13 protein-coding genes and 3 pseudogenes are annotated in these 14,871 nt (G+C 60.3%); 6 read left to right on the top strand and 10 right to left on the bottom strand.

Going from position 1 to position 14,871, the window contains the following annotated elements; all coding sequences use genetic code 11:
- Positions 1–50 precede the first annotated feature (50 nt).
- Positions 51–2,177, top strand: a complete 2,127-nt coding sequence (locus AB870_RS24465; RefSeq protein WP_064674961.1) for a soluble NSF attachment family protein — start codon at positions 51–53, stop codon at positions 2,175–2,177.
- Between the two features lie 41 nt (positions 2,178–2,218).
- Here the strand turns inward: AB870_RS24465 and AB870_RS26040 are convergent.
- A protein-coding gene (locus AB870_RS26040; protein ID WP_157112530.1) for an IS5 family transposase occupies positions 2,219–3,036 on the bottom strand; the annotation gives its coding sequence in 2 pieces (ribosomal slippage) (positions 2,219–2,688 and positions 2,688–3,036; 819 coding nt in all).
- Positions 3,037–3,123: 87 nt separating this feature from the next.
- Between AB870_RS26040 and AB870_RS24450 the strand changes: the two are divergent.
- Positions 3,124–3,543 (top strand): annotated as a pseudogene (locus tag AB870_RS24450) (ATP-binding protein); the annotation flags it as partial.
- 116 nt (positions 3,544–3,659) lie between these two features.
- On the opposite strand, the gene AB870_RS24445 reads toward AB870_RS24450, so the two are convergent.
- The 7 genes and pseudogenes from AB870_RS24445 to AB870_RS24420 form a co-directional block, all read right to left on the bottom strand.
- Positions 3,660–4,256 (bottom strand): plasmid pRiA4b ORF-3 family protein, encoded by a 597-nt coding sequence (locus AB870_RS24445; RefSeq protein ID WP_047909220.1) that lies wholly within the window; start codon positions 4,254–4,256, stop codon positions 3,660–3,662.
- Between the two features lie 39 nt (positions 4,257–4,295).
- On the bottom strand, positions 4,296–5,858 hold the full coding sequence (gene tnpC, locus AB870_RS24440) for an IS66 family transposase (RefSeq protein WP_047909219.1): 1,563 nt from the start codon (positions 5,856–5,858) through the stop codon (positions 4,296–4,298).
- 29 nt (positions 5,859–5,887) lie between these two features.
- Positions 5,888–6,235 (bottom strand): IS66 family insertion sequence element accessory protein TnpB, encoded by a 348-nt coding sequence (gene tnpB, locus AB870_RS24435; RefSeq protein ID WP_047909218.1) that lies wholly within the window; start codon positions 6,233–6,235, stop codon positions 5,888–5,890.
- Positions 6,232–6,618 carry an IS66-like element accessory protein TnpA gene (gene tnpA, locus AB870_RS24430; RefSeq protein ID WP_047909217.1) on the bottom strand — a complete coding sequence of 129 codons (387 nt, stop codon included), beginning with the start codon at positions 6,616–6,618 and terminating at the stop codon, positions 6,232–6,234. Before tnpA ends, tnpB begins: the two co-directional genes overlap by 4 nt.
- Positions 6,619–6,792: 174 nt before the next feature.
- A pseudogene (locus AB870_RS26920) lies at positions 6,793–6,912 on the bottom strand (IS6 family transposase); the annotation flags it as partial.
- Positions 6,913–6,928: 16 nt separating this feature from the next.
- Positions 6,929–7,885: a BsuBI/PstI family type II restriction endonuclease gene (locus tag AB870_RS24425; protein WP_047909216.1), complete on the bottom strand. Its 957-nt coding sequence runs from the start codon at positions 7,883–7,885 to the stop codon at positions 6,929–6,931.
- Positions 7,882–9,234, bottom strand: a complete 1,353-nt coding sequence (locus tag AB870_RS24420) for an Eco57I restriction-modification methylase domain-containing protein (RefSeq protein WP_237170167.1) — start codon at positions 9,232–9,234, stop codon at positions 7,882–7,884. The genes AB870_RS24425 and AB870_RS24420 overlap by 4 nt, the downstream gene beginning before the upstream one ends.
- Positions 9,235–9,413: 179 nt before the next feature.
- Here AB870_RS24420 and AB870_RS24415 point away from each other — a divergent pair, with 179 nt between their 5' ends.
- Positions 9,414–10,496 carry an IS630 family transposase gene (locus tag AB870_RS24415; protein ID WP_047906396.1) on the top strand — a complete coding sequence of 361 codons (1,083 nt, stop codon included), beginning with the start codon at positions 9,414–9,416 and terminating at the stop codon, positions 10,494–10,496.
- 24 nt (positions 10,497–10,520) lie between these two features.
- On the opposite strand, the pseudogene AB870_RS27265 reads toward AB870_RS24415, so the two are convergent.
- A pseudogene (locus AB870_RS27265) lies at positions 10,521–10,751 on the bottom strand (recombinase family protein); the annotation flags it as partial.
- Between the two features lie 909 nt (positions 10,752–11,660).
- Here AB870_RS27265 and AB870_RS24405 point away from each other — a divergent pair.
- The 3 genes from AB870_RS24405 to AB870_RS24395 all read left to right on the top strand — a co-directional run bounded on the left by AB870_RS24405 (position 11,661) and on the right by AB870_RS24395 (position 13,244).
- Positions 11,661–12,353, top strand: coding sequence for an IS6 family transposase (locus AB870_RS24405; protein WP_047909397.1), 693 nt, complete (start codon positions 11,661–11,663; stop codon positions 12,351–12,353).
- A gap of 229 nt (positions 12,354–12,582) precedes the next feature.
- Complete coding sequence (locus tag AB870_RS24400) at positions 12,583–12,822, top strand: FitA-like ribbon-helix-helix domain-containing protein (RefSeq protein ID WP_047909214.1); 240 nt, start codon at positions 12,583–12,585, stop codon at positions 12,820–12,822.
- Positions 12,819–13,244: a type II toxin-antitoxin system VapC family toxin gene (locus tag AB870_RS24395; RefSeq protein ID WP_047909213.1), complete on the top strand. Its 426-nt coding sequence runs from the start codon at positions 12,819–12,821 to the stop codon at positions 13,242–13,244. The genes AB870_RS24400 and AB870_RS24395 overlap by 4 nt, the downstream gene beginning before the upstream one ends.
- 372 nt (positions 13,245–13,616) lie before the next feature.
- On the opposite strand, the gene AB870_RS24390 is transcribed toward AB870_RS24395, so the two are convergent.
- Complete coding sequence (locus AB870_RS24390) at positions 13,617–14,651, bottom strand: IS630 family transposase (RefSeq protein WP_047906187.1); 1,035 nt, start codon at positions 14,649–14,651, stop codon at positions 13,617–13,619.
- Positions 14,652–14,871: the final 220 nt, after the last annotated feature.

Here is a 14,871-nt window from a genome sequence, read left to right as displayed (position 1 = left end):
TCCTTGTCGTGATAACCCGCGTCGCTGATGCCCGTTCCTGAAGCGTTCTGATGCCTGTCGATAACAATCTCAAAACCCGCCACTACACGCATGGCTCCTCGTTCGTTGCCGACAAAAACCTCAATAAGTGCGAGGTCGTGCTCGACAGAGTGGATTTCGAAAGTCGTGACTCCGTCAGGGACGCGTTTGCGGAGTTGACCCATATGGGAGCGCTGGAGCGCTTCCTCGACCGGGTGCTTACGGGCGGTAATAAAGCTGCGAAGGTGGCCGCCTTCATGGCGCTGGCCCTGTACGCGCGCGCCGGCCAGGCGCAAAAGACAACGCAGTTCATCCCGCTGGAACGCGCATCGGCACAGATGACGTTGATTAACGCGCTCTCGGCCACAGGGCAAACGGATCTGCTGCAAACCGTGGCCGGCGGCTCGGGAATAAACGAGTTTTCGGAATTCCTCGCGGAACACGACAGGGCTCTGATCGCCGGCTATGTATCTATCAATCGGAAAGAGTCCGTGAACGTCGCACGGTGCTTCGCTCAGGCCGCAGAGGCCTACGAGACGTATGCAGAGGCGTGCCAGAGGCTTGGCCTGGAGGACCAGGCCAAAGCGGCCTACAAGTTGGCTGGACACGCCTACACGGAGATCGCAAGGTATGCGTGGCCCGAGCATTTCCGCGGGGAGGCGGCCGAAACGACGAATCGCCACGCGCAGTCCACCTATGCCTACCAGAGCGCCAAGATCGCCTTCGAAAAGGCCGGGTCGGGCAGTTGGGCCAAACACGCTCACGGGAAAATTGTGGATTCCTACGTGCGACTCGCAAAAGAGCATCTCAATAGGCGCCAGGATTTGCTGGCTGGACGCGCCCTCGAAGACGCTGCGGCGATCCACTCCAAAATCAATCCGCAAAGTGAAATGGCGACCGAGCTCCTGAAGTCGCCCGCAAAGGTCTACGACAATGTGGCCCATAACAAGGCGCTGGGCCTGGCAGCGGTCATCGACGCCTTCCGCAATGCCGCACGCGTCTATGCGCTGGCGCAAGAGCCCGACTTGGCCGCAAACGCCTTAAGGTCCGTGGCAAAAGCATGTGCGGCGGAAAATCAGCCCGGGCAGGCCGCAGACGCGTGGGTAACGTATGCAGACGCTGTTCTGAAGAGGGAGAGGGCGGCCCCCGATCCGTCCGCCACCAAGTATGGGTGGATTGCAGACGCCTATGCGGCGGCCGCGGACCTCTATACGGCGCTTGGTTTGGACGCGCAGGCCGACGCCGCCCGCGAGCAGGCCAACGCGGCCTATCTGACGGCCGCAAACCTCTACGTGCGCAGAGCCGAGCATTCTCGCAGTCCGGAGATTGCCGAAATCGCGTACAAGGACGCTGCGGATGCCTTGAAGAAGGCGGGTCTGCACGTGCAGGCTACCGCCGTTCTTGAGAGGATCACCGTCGCCTATCAGACGGCTGCGGCGCGGCAGGCGTCCGACGGCGGGCGCGCTAGTGAGGCAGGCGATCACGAGCGTGCCGCCTACCACTACGAGGAAGCCGCAGAATACTTTAGGAGGGCCGGGCTGCCCGATGAGGGTGAACGCGTCATGGTGTTGATGGGGCGGGCGCAGGCGGAGGCTTATAAGCCGGTCCGGAGCGCGGACCCGGTCGTCAGAGACGCCTTTAACGCCCAGAAGCCCGATGAAACGCTGAATCGGCTTATCATCAATGTAATCGCAGAGCACGAGTCCGACTTGTCTGCTGAGACCGGCTTCAAAATTGGTAAGCACAGGATTTACTTCAATCTGTCCTCGTGCCCCGTGACATTGGTCACCTTCGACGTGAAGCAGGACGTGGAGTGGTGCCTGATCCGCAAAAACAACGAGGACCCACCGAGCTGGGATCTCATGACCGTGGAGGCGGCCGAAAACATGATCAAGTTCGGCACCAACCACATCGTGCTGGGCCGCCCGCTGCGACCGGGGGATCTGCTGCGCGGACAATCCGCATATGATCTGCTGACGGACGCGGAAGCGAAGGCGGAACCCCGTGTAGACGCAGGTTCTGTGGGCGCAGGGGCTGGCGCCCGACAAGCCGGCCCCGAGCGCCTGCCGGCGCCGGTGGTGCCACACGTCAGGCCAATTGCCGCCCCCACGAACCTCTTTACCTCCCTCATTTCCCGGGTTCGACAGATTTTTTCGTAAGGGCGTTGCGATGCCCCCCGCACGGACCCTTAGAGGCCAGTTCAAAAAGTCAGTTGAGTGTTTCTGAGGATGTTCCAGCAGACGAGAGAACAGCCGAGTTTGAGGAATGCTTCGTGAATATCGGCGCGCCCATCGAAGCGGATGCGAAGCCGCCGGAAACGATGGAGCCAGGAGTGGGTGCGCTCAACGAGCCAACGATATTTGCCCAGCCCGCTGCCGTGTTCGGCCCGACGCTTGGCGATCATAGGTTTGATGCCTCGCTCGCGCAGTGCGCGCCGGTGCCGGGTGGAATCGTAGCCGCGATCGGCATGGACGATACCGGGCTTCTGAAGCGGGCGGCCGCGAACACCGCGAATCGGTGCAATCTCGTCAACGAGGCGCAGCAGCTGTGTGACGTCGGCGGCGTTCGCGCCGGTGAGGATCGCGACGATTGGGATACCGTTGGCGTCTACGAGGAGGTGGTGCTTGGAACCGGGTCGCGCCCTATCCGTGGGGTTCGGGCCAGTTTTTCGCCCGCCCCAACAGCACGCACCGACGACGAATCGACGGCGGCATGTGAGAGATCGATTTGGCCAGCTGCGCGCAGTTTGTCCAGCAGTAACTCGTGTAGCTGCTCCCATACGCCGGCCTTCTGCCAGGCGTTCAATCGTCGCCAGCAAGTGGCTCCTGAACCGAAGCCCAGGCGGGTCGGCAAATGGTTCCAGCGAATGCCGGTCTTGAGCACGAACAAGATGCCATCGAGTGCTGCTCGATCGGGCACGCGCGGGCGACCAGGATCGCTTTTCGCGCGAGGCTTCACCTCTGGCAGTAACGATTCGATCAGTTGCCACAAATCGTCGTCAATGATCGGCGCTTGCATTCCCTCAGTCCCCGTTGGCTGGATACCTGAGCTTGACAGGTCGCCTCGAAAGTTAACAGCCCCTCTCACGATTTTTGAACTGGCCTCTTAGGACACACCCTGGTCGAACTTGGTTGCCCGGTACTGTTCTCTCCGACCGCAGCCCTCGTGCAGCGCCTGTTGGCCGCCAAACGGGATCTGCGCCTGCCGCAGGAACTGGCCAAGCTCGATCGCTTCGAGTGTCTCATTCTCGATGACATCGGCTACGTCCAGCACGACCGCGACGGAATGGAAGTGCTGTTCACGCTACTGGCCGAGCGCTACGAGCGACGCAGCGTGGTGATCACCACCAACCTGGTGTTCTCGGAGTGGGAGCGCATTTTTAAGGATCCGATGACGACCATGGTGGCAATTGATCGTGTCGTGCACCACCGCGTCGTGCTCGATCTCGTGGACGTGGAGAGCTACCGGGCTAACGTCGCTGCCACAAAACAAGCGGGCTCCGACAACGCTGCGGAGCCGGCATAGGGCGGCAATTCTAGGTGTCGTCACCGGCAAATCTAATTGACGCTAGACACCCAGTCGATGAAGCGCGCAGCCACACCGCCAATTAGTAAGCGTGTCCCCCAAGCCGTCTTGACGGGCTATCGATTCCCCCATCGATTGGCCGCCAGTCGCATCAATGCTGCATTGGCAGCACGTATATCGAGTCGCTCTGAATCGAACCCTGGACCAACCCACTGGCGGTAGTGTGTGGCTTCCTCGCTGTCCGGGTTATCGCGCAAGGTACTCAGGAACACTTCATATCCGGGCGGACCACCGACATCTTCGGGCGGGCAGGCACGCGCGCCATCGAGAACCCTGGACTCGCCCCATGATTCGCCTTCAATCGTTTCAATGTCTTCGACGACGATCTGGTGATACCAACCGTCACCGAAGTCATATTGGTAAATGATGTGCGAGTCAGGCCGGAGCACTCTATTCAGTTTGGCTTTCCGGTCATCAAACGTCTTGGTCAGGTCCATGAACTCCAGTCCTGCGTCTATATCGAGCTGGGCATACGTCTTGCCGTCGATCAGGAAGTCGTGGAGATGGGTGTCTTCCCAGCCGAAGGCGGCTTGCAGGATGTGATGTAGTTTGCGCAGGGTGTCGGGGCCCTCGACCGTGACGCGACGCCAGATGGGCGGCTCGATATGCAGCAATTGCACGTGCAGGGTATAACGCTGGAACGACTTGGCCATCTGATCTCCGGTATCTGGAATGTCGATGGCATTATCCCTTCACTGTACGGGAATGGTCACCATCCAGGGCAGTAATTCTTCGATCCGGTTGATCGGGTGATCCGCGATGCGCCCGAGCACATGACGCAGATACGCCTCGGGGTCGATGCCGTTGAGCTTGGCCGAGCCAATCAGGCTGTAGATCGCCGCGGCCCGTTCGCCGCCCGAGTCCGCGCCTGCAAACAGGTAGTTGCGACGGCCGACAGCCACACCGCGTAGCGCCCGCTCGGCAGGCAGATTGTCGATTTCAAGGTGTCCGTCATCGCAATAGCGCGTCAACGCCGTCCACCGGTTCAGGGCATACCGGATCGCCTGGCTCGTGTCGGATTTGCGCGAGAGCGTTCCCGACATGGTGGTTAGCCATGCGTAGAGTTCGTCGAGCCGTGGTCTGGCATGCGTTTGCCGACGGACCTGCCGGGCATCGAGCGGTTGGCCCCGGATCTCGTCTTCAATGCGGTACAGCGCGCCGATGCGCTCCAGCGCCTCGGTATTCAGGGCATTCGGCCGTGCGGCATGCAGGTCGTAGAACTTGCGCCGCGCATGCGCCCAGCACGCAGCTTCGACGACATCGCCGCGCTCGTAAATCTTCTGGTAGCCGCCATAGGCATCGGCCTGAAGCGTGCCTTTGAACTTGGTCAGGTGCTGCTGCGGATGCTCGCCCTTGCGGTCCGGGGTGTAGGTGAACCAGACTACGGGCGCCGTGATGTCGCCCGAGTTCCGGTCATCGCGCACATAGACCCACAACCGTCCCGTCTTCGTCTTGCCGTTGCCGGGAGCGAGCACCGGCACCGGGGTATCGTCGGCATGCAATTTCGTGGCCGCCATCACGTGTCGGCGCAGTGCCTCGACCAACGGTTGCAGCAGGTTCGCACCGTGGCCCACCCATTTCGCCAGCAGCGAGCGATCCAGTTCCACGCCTTCGCGTGCATAGATCACGGATTGACGATATAGCGGCAGGTGGTCTGCGAACTTCGCCACCAACACATGCGCCAGCAGGCCGGGGCCGGCCAGGCCACGTTCAATCGGGCGGCTCGGCGCGGGTGCCTGGGCGATATGATCACAGCATGCGCAAGCCAGCTTTGGCCGCACATGACGAACCACGCGGAAGCTGGCGGGGATGTATTCGAGTTGCTCGGAGAAGTCTTCGCCGAGCAACTTCATGGTGGCACCGCAGGCCGTGCAGGTTTTGCCTGACTCAGGCAGATGCGTCAGCACTTCTCGCGGCAAATGGTCCGGCAGTGGCTTGCGCTGGATCTGCTCTGCCGCTGTGCGCGGCGTCTTCGGCAGTTCGATGGGTGTGGCGCCTTCATCGGCCTCGAGATCTTCCAGTTTTAATTCGAGCTGTTCGATCTGGCGATCCAGTTTCTCGGAACTGCGTCCGAACGCCATGCGGCGCAGCTTCGCGATCAGCAGCTTCAGGTGTTCGATCTCGGCCTTGCCTGTCGCCACCACAGCTTCGTGCGATTCGACCAGGTCTTCCAGATGGCCGATATGTGCATCGCGCTCACGCAACAAAGCTTTGAGCGCGTCGATATCGTCCGGATAGGTGTTCGCCGTGGTCATGCCCGCAGTTTACGCGGGCGCTGGATGGTTTACAACGCTGAACTCGGTTCAGTGGTGCGGACCGGCTGCCGCCAATCGATGCCTTCGAGCAGCATCGACAGCTGGGCTTGGCTCAGGCAGACCACGCCGCCATCAGCGCGCGGCCAGACGAAACGACCGCGCTCAAGCCGCTTCATCAGCAGGCACATACCATCGCCGCTCCACCACAGCACCTTGACCAGGTCGCCGCGCCGGCCCCGGAACACAAACACGTGACCGCTGAACGGATCTCGCTCCAATATGGTCTGGACCTTGGCCGCCAACATGTTGAAACCGCAGCGCATGTCGGTCACGCCTGCTGCCAGCCAGACTCGCGTGCGACTGGGCAGGCCGATCATGCAGATCCGCCGCGCAACAGTCGAAGCACCAGCGTCAACGTGCTCTCATCGGGCACGCCGTCAATGCGTACGCGGGCATGGCCAACGCTGATTTCGATGGTGCCGGTCGGCGCGGGTCTCGGCACTGGCGTCGGCGCCGGTAGTGCGATCTCGGTCGCTGGCGTTTCCACTTTGACCGGCAGCAGGCTCATCGAATCATATTCGCCAGCGCGCAACGAACGGCGCCATTTGAAGACCAGGTTCGCGTTCAGGCCGTGTTCCATCGCTAAGCGTGCGACCGACACGCCAGGCTCACAGGCGAGCGTTGCCAGTTGCCGACGGAATTCGATGGGATGATTCGGCACGCCTTTGCGGCCGATTCTCTTCGGTGCCTCTGTGGTCAAAGTAGTCCCCGCTACTTGAAGTGGTGGGCTCTACTCTGGCAATTTATCCTCCGACCGTCGAGACGGTGCTCGGGACTCGCTTACGCCAATTAAGCCCTTGCTCGCAGGCATCGCCAAGGAGTTCAGTCGCGATAACGAAGTTACGCCGAAGCGAAGCCAGGGGCGCATTGGTTTTTACGCGACCAACGCATAGAATTGCTCAGCAGGGGAGGCAAGCATCTGCCCCTTGCGACTCATGTGCATGGTCTCGATGCCGCCCAGGACGATGCGGGCACAACGGAAATTCTGGAAACCGCTTGGCCCCCGGACGCTATTGGCTTGCGTAGGGGCCGAGAAAGCGCACACCGTTGAAGTGAATCAGGTGCGATGGCGCATCGGCCACCCATACCTCCGTCTCCCATGCGATGTCGCCGAGATATCGGCCCATGACGGCGCGATTCGGGAAGGCCGTCACAAACACCAGCCCGGCCTTGGAATCCGCGAAGAGTCTGGCGAGTTCGGCGTGGCGCTTGCCATCGACCGGGCCGTGACTGGTGACGGACTCCACCAGGAGCAGCCAATTGTTCTCGGTGAAGTGCAACACCACATCGGGCATCTTGCCGTGCGCGTCCACAGTCACGCCCAGCTCGGCGAGCAGCGCCGCGTCGAAGTAGCCCCATTTATGACCGGTGTCCCCGGCATAGACCAGCACGCTACCGGGCGCAAAGCGAGGCGCGAAGTCCTCAATGATGGCTCGGATCAGTTCGCTATGTTCGCCAGGACTGAGCGTGATTGCCTTGCCTGGAGCAACCTCAACAGGGATGCGGGTCTGCGTGCGCATCTTCGCGTACTTGGCCACCAGCGTTTCGCGCCCGGCCAGATAGGCGGTGAGGTTGGCGTGCCACCGTTCGCTGCCAAAGCTGCGCAGCAGCTTGAGCGCGGCGGGTTCAATTTGATAGACGGCCTTGGGGCTGTTGACCGCACGGTCGGGTTTATCCGGGTTGTAGCGCGCCACGCCAGCGTCGCAGAACTGGTGCAAGGTCTGGCGGCGGAAGGTCTCGCGCGTGTTCGGCGCGTACCCCTTGCCGTAGTGCTCGCGGGCCCAATCCATGAGGGGGGTGATGCCGACAAGTGGGTTTCCTGCATCAGCCCACGTCTTGTCTGGCGTGAGGTTCAGCAGCGCCAGCAGCGCGAGGGCTGAGCGCTCGTTTTGCTGCGCCCGGGGTAAGCCCAGGGAAATGATGATCTGGTGGGCGGCCTCGATGTGGTCATTTTCCTTGTCGGTCATGCTGTCAATTTCGCGAGTTCCGCATCGATCACTTCTTGGGAGACTTCGCGGTGCTGCTTGGCCCACGTCCCCAGCCCGATCAGCGCCTCACGGCTTGGGTACTCCATCAGCTTCAGATCAGTGGCGTTGACTTGTGTGTGGCCGTTAAAGCGGCGAAAGCTCTCGTCCACGGCGGTGCTATTCAGGAACACGGCGAGCCCTCGGGCGAGCAACTCCGGCAAGCCGCGCTTGTCCTCGTGAATGAGATTCACATGGTTCTCGAAGCCCAGCCGGGTATGCTTGCCAAAGGCCGCAGGATCTACCACGCTCGCCACCACGCGGCGCTTCTCTTCTTTCGATGAGAACCGGCGCACTACACAATAGAAGCCGTTGGGATACAGCCACTTTTCCGTCTCGGCGCAGCGCACGATCGCGTTCGGCTTTTTCAAGCCCGGCACGGGCCACCGCGTGACGGCGCCGCTTAGATGTCCGGGGTAGATCAGCGGCGCTGTGCCTGCTTCGGGCATGTCGCGCAAGTGGGCTTTGACGCGAAAGTCCACCACGGGCCCGGTCGACACCTTAAGGCCCAGATCAGCCAGCGAATAGCGCACCGCTGACGCTCGCTCGATGGCGCTTTTGCCGGTTGTGGTGAGGACATGGATAAACTGCTCGGGGTCATCCGGCAACACGATTCGCTCGAACGGGTGCTCGTGCGTGACAAGGTCGGTGAAACTGTCGTCGCTCGACGTGGTGATCGTCACGGGCCCCTGCTGGCCGCCTCGTTCAAGGCGGATGATAACGTTCTCTTGCAACACCTCATCGTCCTTGAATGCCTTGTTGCGCGCCCCGAAGAGGTGTATGTGGCAGATGGCGGCCCGCGCAAAAATGAAGTGACGGAACGGGCGGTAGTACGGCCCGTCGCAAAAGCTGCGCGGGAGAATCGCCACAATCTGGCCGCCCGGGGCGGCCTGGGCCACGGCCAGCGCGACGAAGGCCGAATACAGGTTCACCGTCTCAATACCGACCGAGCGCAGCGCCAGCCGGTGGGGTGAATGGCTGCTGATCTTCTTGTAGGGCGGATTGAGGATCGCGTGGGTGTAGCCCTTATCGAGCCCACCCTCGGCGCTTGCCCGTTCGATGTAATCCTCGGCGAAAACTTCGGCCTTGACCTGACTGTAACTCCTCAGGTGCTGGCTAAGGTGTGCGCGCAGCGTCGCGTCCACTTCATAAGCCGTCGCTTCGACGGCCTTGAATCCGAAGCCACCGGCAAGCCAGCGATCGAGGAAGGCGCAGGAGAGGGCACCGACACCCGCACCTGGGTCCAGCAAGCGACAGGTCTGCAGGGTACTGGGGGGAAACAGGCTCGCCATAAAGCGCGCCACACTCGCAGGCGTCATGAACTGACCCAGCGCAGATTTGCGCCTCTGGGCAATGCGCGGAGCCACGTCGCGGCGAACGCGATCAGCGGTATCTAGTGCGCTGTCCCAAAAATAACTTTATGTAACATATCCTTGCCTTATGATCGAGTTATGGTGGACTGGAGGTGATCATGGGGCGCAAAGGAATCGAGATTGTGATGTCGGAACTGGAGCGAGAACAATTGTTATCGATGAGCCGCTCTCGTTCGCTGCCTCATTCCCTGGTCCGTCGGGCAAAGATCGTCTTGATGGCCGCTGACGGTCATACGAACCAGGAAATCGCAATGCGGTGCGAAGTGACGTCACCGGCGATCACGCACTGGAAGAAACGGTTTGTCGCGCATGGCCTTGCCGGTCTGCATGATGAAGCCCGCCCGGGCCGACCGCGCGCACATGACGACGAAGCAGTGGCCGAGTTGTTGGCGAAGGTTCTGCATGAGAAGCCGGCTGGCGCAACGCACTGGAGTGTGCGCTGCGCTGCCGCGCAAACGGGTATTTCGAAGAGTTCGGTGGCCCGGTATCTGTCGTTGTTTGGCGTGCAGCCTCATCGTTCGAAGAGCTTCAAGCTTTCTACTGATCCGTACTTTGTCGAGAAGGTGCGCGATATTGTGGGTCTGTACCTGAGTCCGCCGACCAATGCCCTCGTGCTGTGTGTCGACGAAAAGAGCCAATGTCAGGCGCTCGAGCGTACGCAGCCGATGTTGCCGATGGGGCTGGGCTATCTCGAAGGAGTGACGCATGACTACGTTCGGCATGGCACCACGACCTTGTTCGCGGCGCTCAATGCAGCAACGGGCGAAGTCATCGCGCAATGCAAGCCGCGCCACCGGCACCAAGAATTCCTCGCGTTCCTCAAACATATCGACCAAGCGGTTCCGGCTGATCTCGATGTGCATTTGATCGTCGACAACTATGCGACACACAAGCATCCAAAGATCAAAGCGTGGTTGGCCAAGCATACGCGCTACCACATGCACTTCACGCCGACCTACTCGAGTTGGCTCAATCAGGTTGAACGCTGGTTTGGTCTGATTACGCAGCAGGCGATACGCCGAGGCTCGTTCAGAAACGTACGCCAACTCATTACCGACATCGAGCGCTATATCGATCAGTACAACCAGCACAAGCGGCCGTTCGTATGGACCGCGACAGCCGATTCCATACTTCAGAAAGTGGCCCGCTTATGCAAAGTTATTTCTGGGACAGCACACTAGTTGTTGGAGCATGCCATCTCATCCTCATTGGCGCGGCGCGACCACGCCAACGTGTTTGTAAAGGGGGGCCACGCCATATCGGCGAGCCACCTCGGCCACCTGAAGGTCCGGCGCGCGTAACCGCGCCCTGATCCCCCGCACCTGCTGCTCGTTCAGCTTCGGCTTGCGGTGACCGGCCCGCCGCGGGGCTCGCGCGGTAGCTAAACAGGCCTGAGCGCGCTCTTTTATCAAGTTCCTTTCGGACTCCGACAGGGAATAGAGCGGCCGACATATGGGAAACCAGTCGGCACCGCGCAAGCGGTCGATTACTCGCCGCTTCCTCATCGACGACGCGGCAACCGGCAAATTGACGGCAATCTTAACGTTTTTAGCGCGTCCGACATAGGCCAAACTGGCGATCCTGCAGACTCTCCACGCGCATGGCGCTTGCCCATCGCACGGGGCATCGCCGTTGTCGTGTGTGCACGCGCAACCCTCGTCGCCGGGCGCGGGGCGAGAGAGAAGGGCAGGTGTAGGGCACGGCGTCGGCCTGCCTGGCCTGATCCGCCTGCCGTCGGGCCGTGTCACCGTCCATAAATGAGAGTAATTCTCAAATAGGTATTTACATTACTTGCCGCCACGGTTCGACGCGGTGCTACGCGGCGGGCGCTACGGCATGCCGGATATCCGGAGCTTTCTGCCCGTATGGGCGCATGAGCGCCATGCCGGTTTCACCGATCCCGCGAACGCGTTCGTCCGTTTCCCCATATTTTGGCCAGAATCCGCAAGCCCAGCGCGGCTGACGATGGTATCTAGGGGTTTTGCTCCTATATGTCCGAGGCCTTTCCGATGCACTTTTCGCAGCTCCCCCCGGCGGGATCGACCCGAGCCACTGGGTACCTGGGCCAAGTCCCGCGCGGGTGCGCCGAGGCGCTTGGCACCATACTAGCTACGCTTGACTTCCGTCGTAAAGGAATGGTCACCGCCGCTCATGAGGGTCTGCAGGCGTCAGCGCTGACGATCTTTTCCCCGGAGACCTTTGACGGCGTGGATCCCGAGGGGGTCGGGCGCGCGCTCGCCTCCCTGATGCGGTTCCGTCGCAATAGGGATAGTCAGGTAGACTCCAAGGTTTCGAGCGCCGGGAATCCAGTCGATGAAGCGCGCAGCCAAACCGCCGAAAAAGCCCTGCCCGCAGGCATCGCCAAGGTCCTGAAGTGGTTGCACTACCCGTTGGAGGTTATGTTGCAGTGCGTGCGCTGGTACGTAGCCTATTCGCTGAGCTCGCGAGATCTGGAGGAAATGATGGCCGAGCGAGGCGTGGCGGTGGACCACTCGACGATCCATCGCTGGGTGATCAAGTGGCTGCCGGTTTTCGAGAAAGCGATACGTCGCCGCCTGCGCCCAGTCGGTGAGAGCTGGCGCATAGACGAGACCTATATTCAGGGCAGAGGCCAGTGGAAATACCTCTACCGGGCGGTGGACAAGGCGGGCCACACCATCGACTTTCTGCTATGCGGACGCCGCGATACCGCCGCCGCGCGCCGGTTCTTCGAAAAAGCCACCGCCGGGCGGGGCACGCCGACGACCGTCACCGTTGACAAAAGCGGGGCGAACCGCGCCGCGCTGCAGGCGCTGGGCGCCCAGCGCGAGACGCCCATCGAAATCCGCCAGAACAAGTACCTGAACAACCTTGTCGAGCAGGACCACCGCGCGATCAAACGGCGCGTCAGACCGATGCTGGGTTTCCAGAATTTCCGTGGTGCCCGCATTGTCCTGGGCGGCATCGAGGCCATGCACCTGATTCGCAAGGGGCAGATGCTTGCCCCAAAGGGACGCCGTGCGTCCCCTGCTGAGCAATTCTATGCACTGGCCGCGTAAAAACCAACGCGCCCCTGGCTTCGCTTCCGCGCAACTTCGTTATCGCGACAGAACCCCCTCAGGTCCGTCATTCCGTCCGTCTATCTTAATGTCCGAAAACCCGTCGTACAAACCTTTGCCGGACATTGTCCGGGTTGGCCGGCTAACGATCGTTTTGCGGACATCTTGCAAAATGATATCATCGAAAGTATAATGATATCATTGCAACGCGAAAAAGAGGGTGAAATCAATGGCATCTGTCACTGTTCGTAATCTAACTGACGAGACGCACCGTGCCTTGCGCGTGCGCGCTGCTACGCATGGCCGCAGCACAGAGGCCGAAATTCGGGCAATCCTTGAAAGTGCCGTTCGCCCTGAGAGCCGAATCAAGCTCGGCTCTCTTCTGGCCGAAATTGGCTACGAAGTAGGCGGCGTCGAGCTTGAGGTCGAGCGTGATAGGACACCGGCCGAGCCGGTGAGCTTTGAATGATCCTGCTTGATACTAACGTCCTCTCTGAACCATTGAAAGCGCCTGGCGATATGAACGTCTTGGCGTGGATCGATGCACAGATGATTGAAACGCTGTACCTCTCGACAATCAGCCTTGCCGAGCTGCGCTTTGGCATCGCGGTGCTGCCCGAGGGTAAACGCCGCGACACGCTTCATGAGCGTCTTGAACAGCGTGTCCTGCCGCTATTTGCTGGTCGCATCTTGTCATTCGACGCTCCCGCCTCGGAAGCCTATGCAACGTTGCGCTCCCGTGCGCGCTCGACCGGAAAAGCCATCGCCCCAGCAGACGGCTACATCGCCGGCATAGCGGCGACCCATGGCTTCGCCGTAGCCACACGCGACACATCACCTTTCGACGCTGCCGGCTTGGCCGTCATCAATCCTTGGACATGGAGAGCCTAGCCATGAATACCCTGCCGTCGCCTATTGCCGAAACGGCCCGCTTGGAGGCCGCAACCGAGACACTGGCCGCATCGAGGCGCTAAAGCACGAACTGGAAATCGTAATCGACGAGCGCCGGGCGATCACCGATCACATATCACCACGCCGCGTTCGCGAGCAAGGTGTCCAGCGTATGTTGGGCTCTACGAGCATCCTAGTCGTTGGTGGAAGCGCGCAGTAAGCACGAACGAAGGGGGTCATGGTCCTGTTAGGGTCAAATTGGCGAACTGGTCTCACTACGCTCTGCGCGATCACTCAAACAGTACCAAAGTTTGTCAGTTCGTTAAAGGCATACCCAAAACGAACTACTTACTAACTTTTTAGAAAGTAAATTCATTGTGCCGCATATTGGCACTCGGGTTGTTGGAAGAACGATTTGACGAGTTCGGGCAGTTTTTGGATTCGCCGCAGGGCGCCAAGTGCGAGTTTTTTCATGTCATCGCTGTTTTGCACAAGGCGTCGGCTGACCTGGCGTTTGACATGCGCCCACACTTGTTCGTCCGGGTTCAGTTGCGGTGCGTACGGCGGCAGGTAGAACAGCTTGAGCCGGCCATCGAGCGATGCGACATAGTCTTTGACGAGCTTGGATTTATGGATGGGATGACCATCGACGATGAGGAACACGGGTTTTGTCGCGCCGATCATCAGGCGCGTGAGGAATTCTTTGAAGGTACGTGAGCTCACGGAACCTTCATGAATCATGAACCGGAAGTCGCCGCGTGGGCTGACTGCCGAGATCATATTCAACGAGAACCGGCGTCCGGTCACGGTAACGACAGGCGTTTGTCCAATCGGCGCCCAGGTTGTGCCGGTGTGGTAATCGGAACGAATGCCGGCTTCATCGGCGAAGTAGATCGTGGCACCTTCGGCACGGGCCTGGGCTTTGATCGCGGGATAGGTTTCGGCTTCCCACTGCTGGACTAACTTGGCATCTTGCTGCCACGCTTGGTACAGCGGCTTTTGAACCGAGAACCCAAGCAGTTTCATCACGCGACTGACGGAGGCCAACGCCAGGGTTTTTCCGAACTGCCGTTTGATCAACTCGCCGATCAGCGACAATGTCCACAAACCGAATTCGAACTTGAACTGTTGCGGGGAGTTCTCGCGAACGGCTTGGGCAATCCAGCGCATTTCGTCGGCGCTGATCTTTGGCGGGCGACCGGAAATCGGTTTGGCCAGCAATGCATTTTGCCCGCCGTCAGCGAACTTCGCGAGCCAGCTAAAAATCGTGCGAACACTCAGGCCGTACGCAGCCGCCACGTTGGCTACCGCTTCGCCTGCGCGCACCGCTTTGACGGCTTGCTGGCGCATGACCTGGAGGGTGTGGTGGTCCAGTTTGCGACCGTCGGATAAGCGTTTGCATTTCATCTCGACACTATATCGCAAAAGTGATTTTACTTTCTAAAATGTTAGTAGTAGGTTCGGGGTAGAGTGGCATGCCGACATTAGGCTTCGGGGGTTGCCCCCAACGGTGGAGCCTTTTCTGAGCGACCCTGGGGATGACAGATTTTGCAATCTGCCGCCAAATTTCGAAAGAAAGACGCCGCTTTGTAGGGTAGAAGTGGTTATCGCCGTCGACTTGCACACC

The organism is Pandoraea faecigallinarum (assembly GCF_001029105.3).
Lineage (GTDB): Bacteria > Pseudomonadota > Gammaproteobacteria > Burkholderiales > Burkholderiaceae > Pandoraea > Pandoraea faecigallinarum.
This window is presented reverse-complemented; position numbering and strand designations above follow the sequence as displayed.

Bases quoted from the DNA above. Each gene is read 5' to 3' on its own strand.
- AB870_RS24395 (WP_047909213.1), top strand. From the start codon at position 12,819: ATGATCCTGCTTGATACTAACGTCCTCTCTGAACCATTGAAAGCGCCT.
- AB870_RS24445 (WP_047909220.1), bottom strand. From the start codon at position 4,256: ATGGCCAAGTCGTTCCAGCGTTATACCCTGCACGTGCAATTGCTGCAT.
- tnpC (WP_047909219.1), bottom strand. From the start codon at position 5,858: ATGACCACGGCGAACACCTATCCGGACGATATCGACGCGCTCAAAGCT.
- AB870_RS24400 (WP_047909214.1), top strand. From the start codon at position 12,583: ATGGCATCTGTCACTGTTCGTAATCTAACTGACGAGACGCACCGTGCC.
- AB870_RS24425 (WP_047909216.1), bottom strand. From the start codon at position 7,885: ATGACCGACAAGGAAAATGACCACATCGAGGCCGCCCACCAGATCATC.
- AB870_RS24465 (WP_064674961.1), top strand. From the start codon at position 51: ATGCCTGTCGATAACAATCTCAAAACCCGCCACTACACGCATGGCTCC.
- AB870_RS24420 (WP_237170167.1), bottom strand. From the start codon at position 9,234: ATGGCGAGCCTGTTTCCCCCCAGTACCCTGCAGACCTGTCGCTTGCTG.
- AB870_RS24390 (WP_047906187.1), bottom strand. From the start codon at position 14,651: ATGAAATGCAAACGCTTATCCGACGGTCGCAAACTGGACCACCACACC.
- AB870_RS24415 (WP_047906396.1), top strand. From the start codon at position 9,414: ATGGGGCGCAAAGGAATCGAGATTGTGATGTCGGAACTGGAGCGAGAA.
- tnpB (WP_047909218.1), bottom strand. From the start codon at position 6,235: ATGATCGGCCTGCCCAGTCGCACGCGAGTCTGGCTGGCAGCAGGCGTG.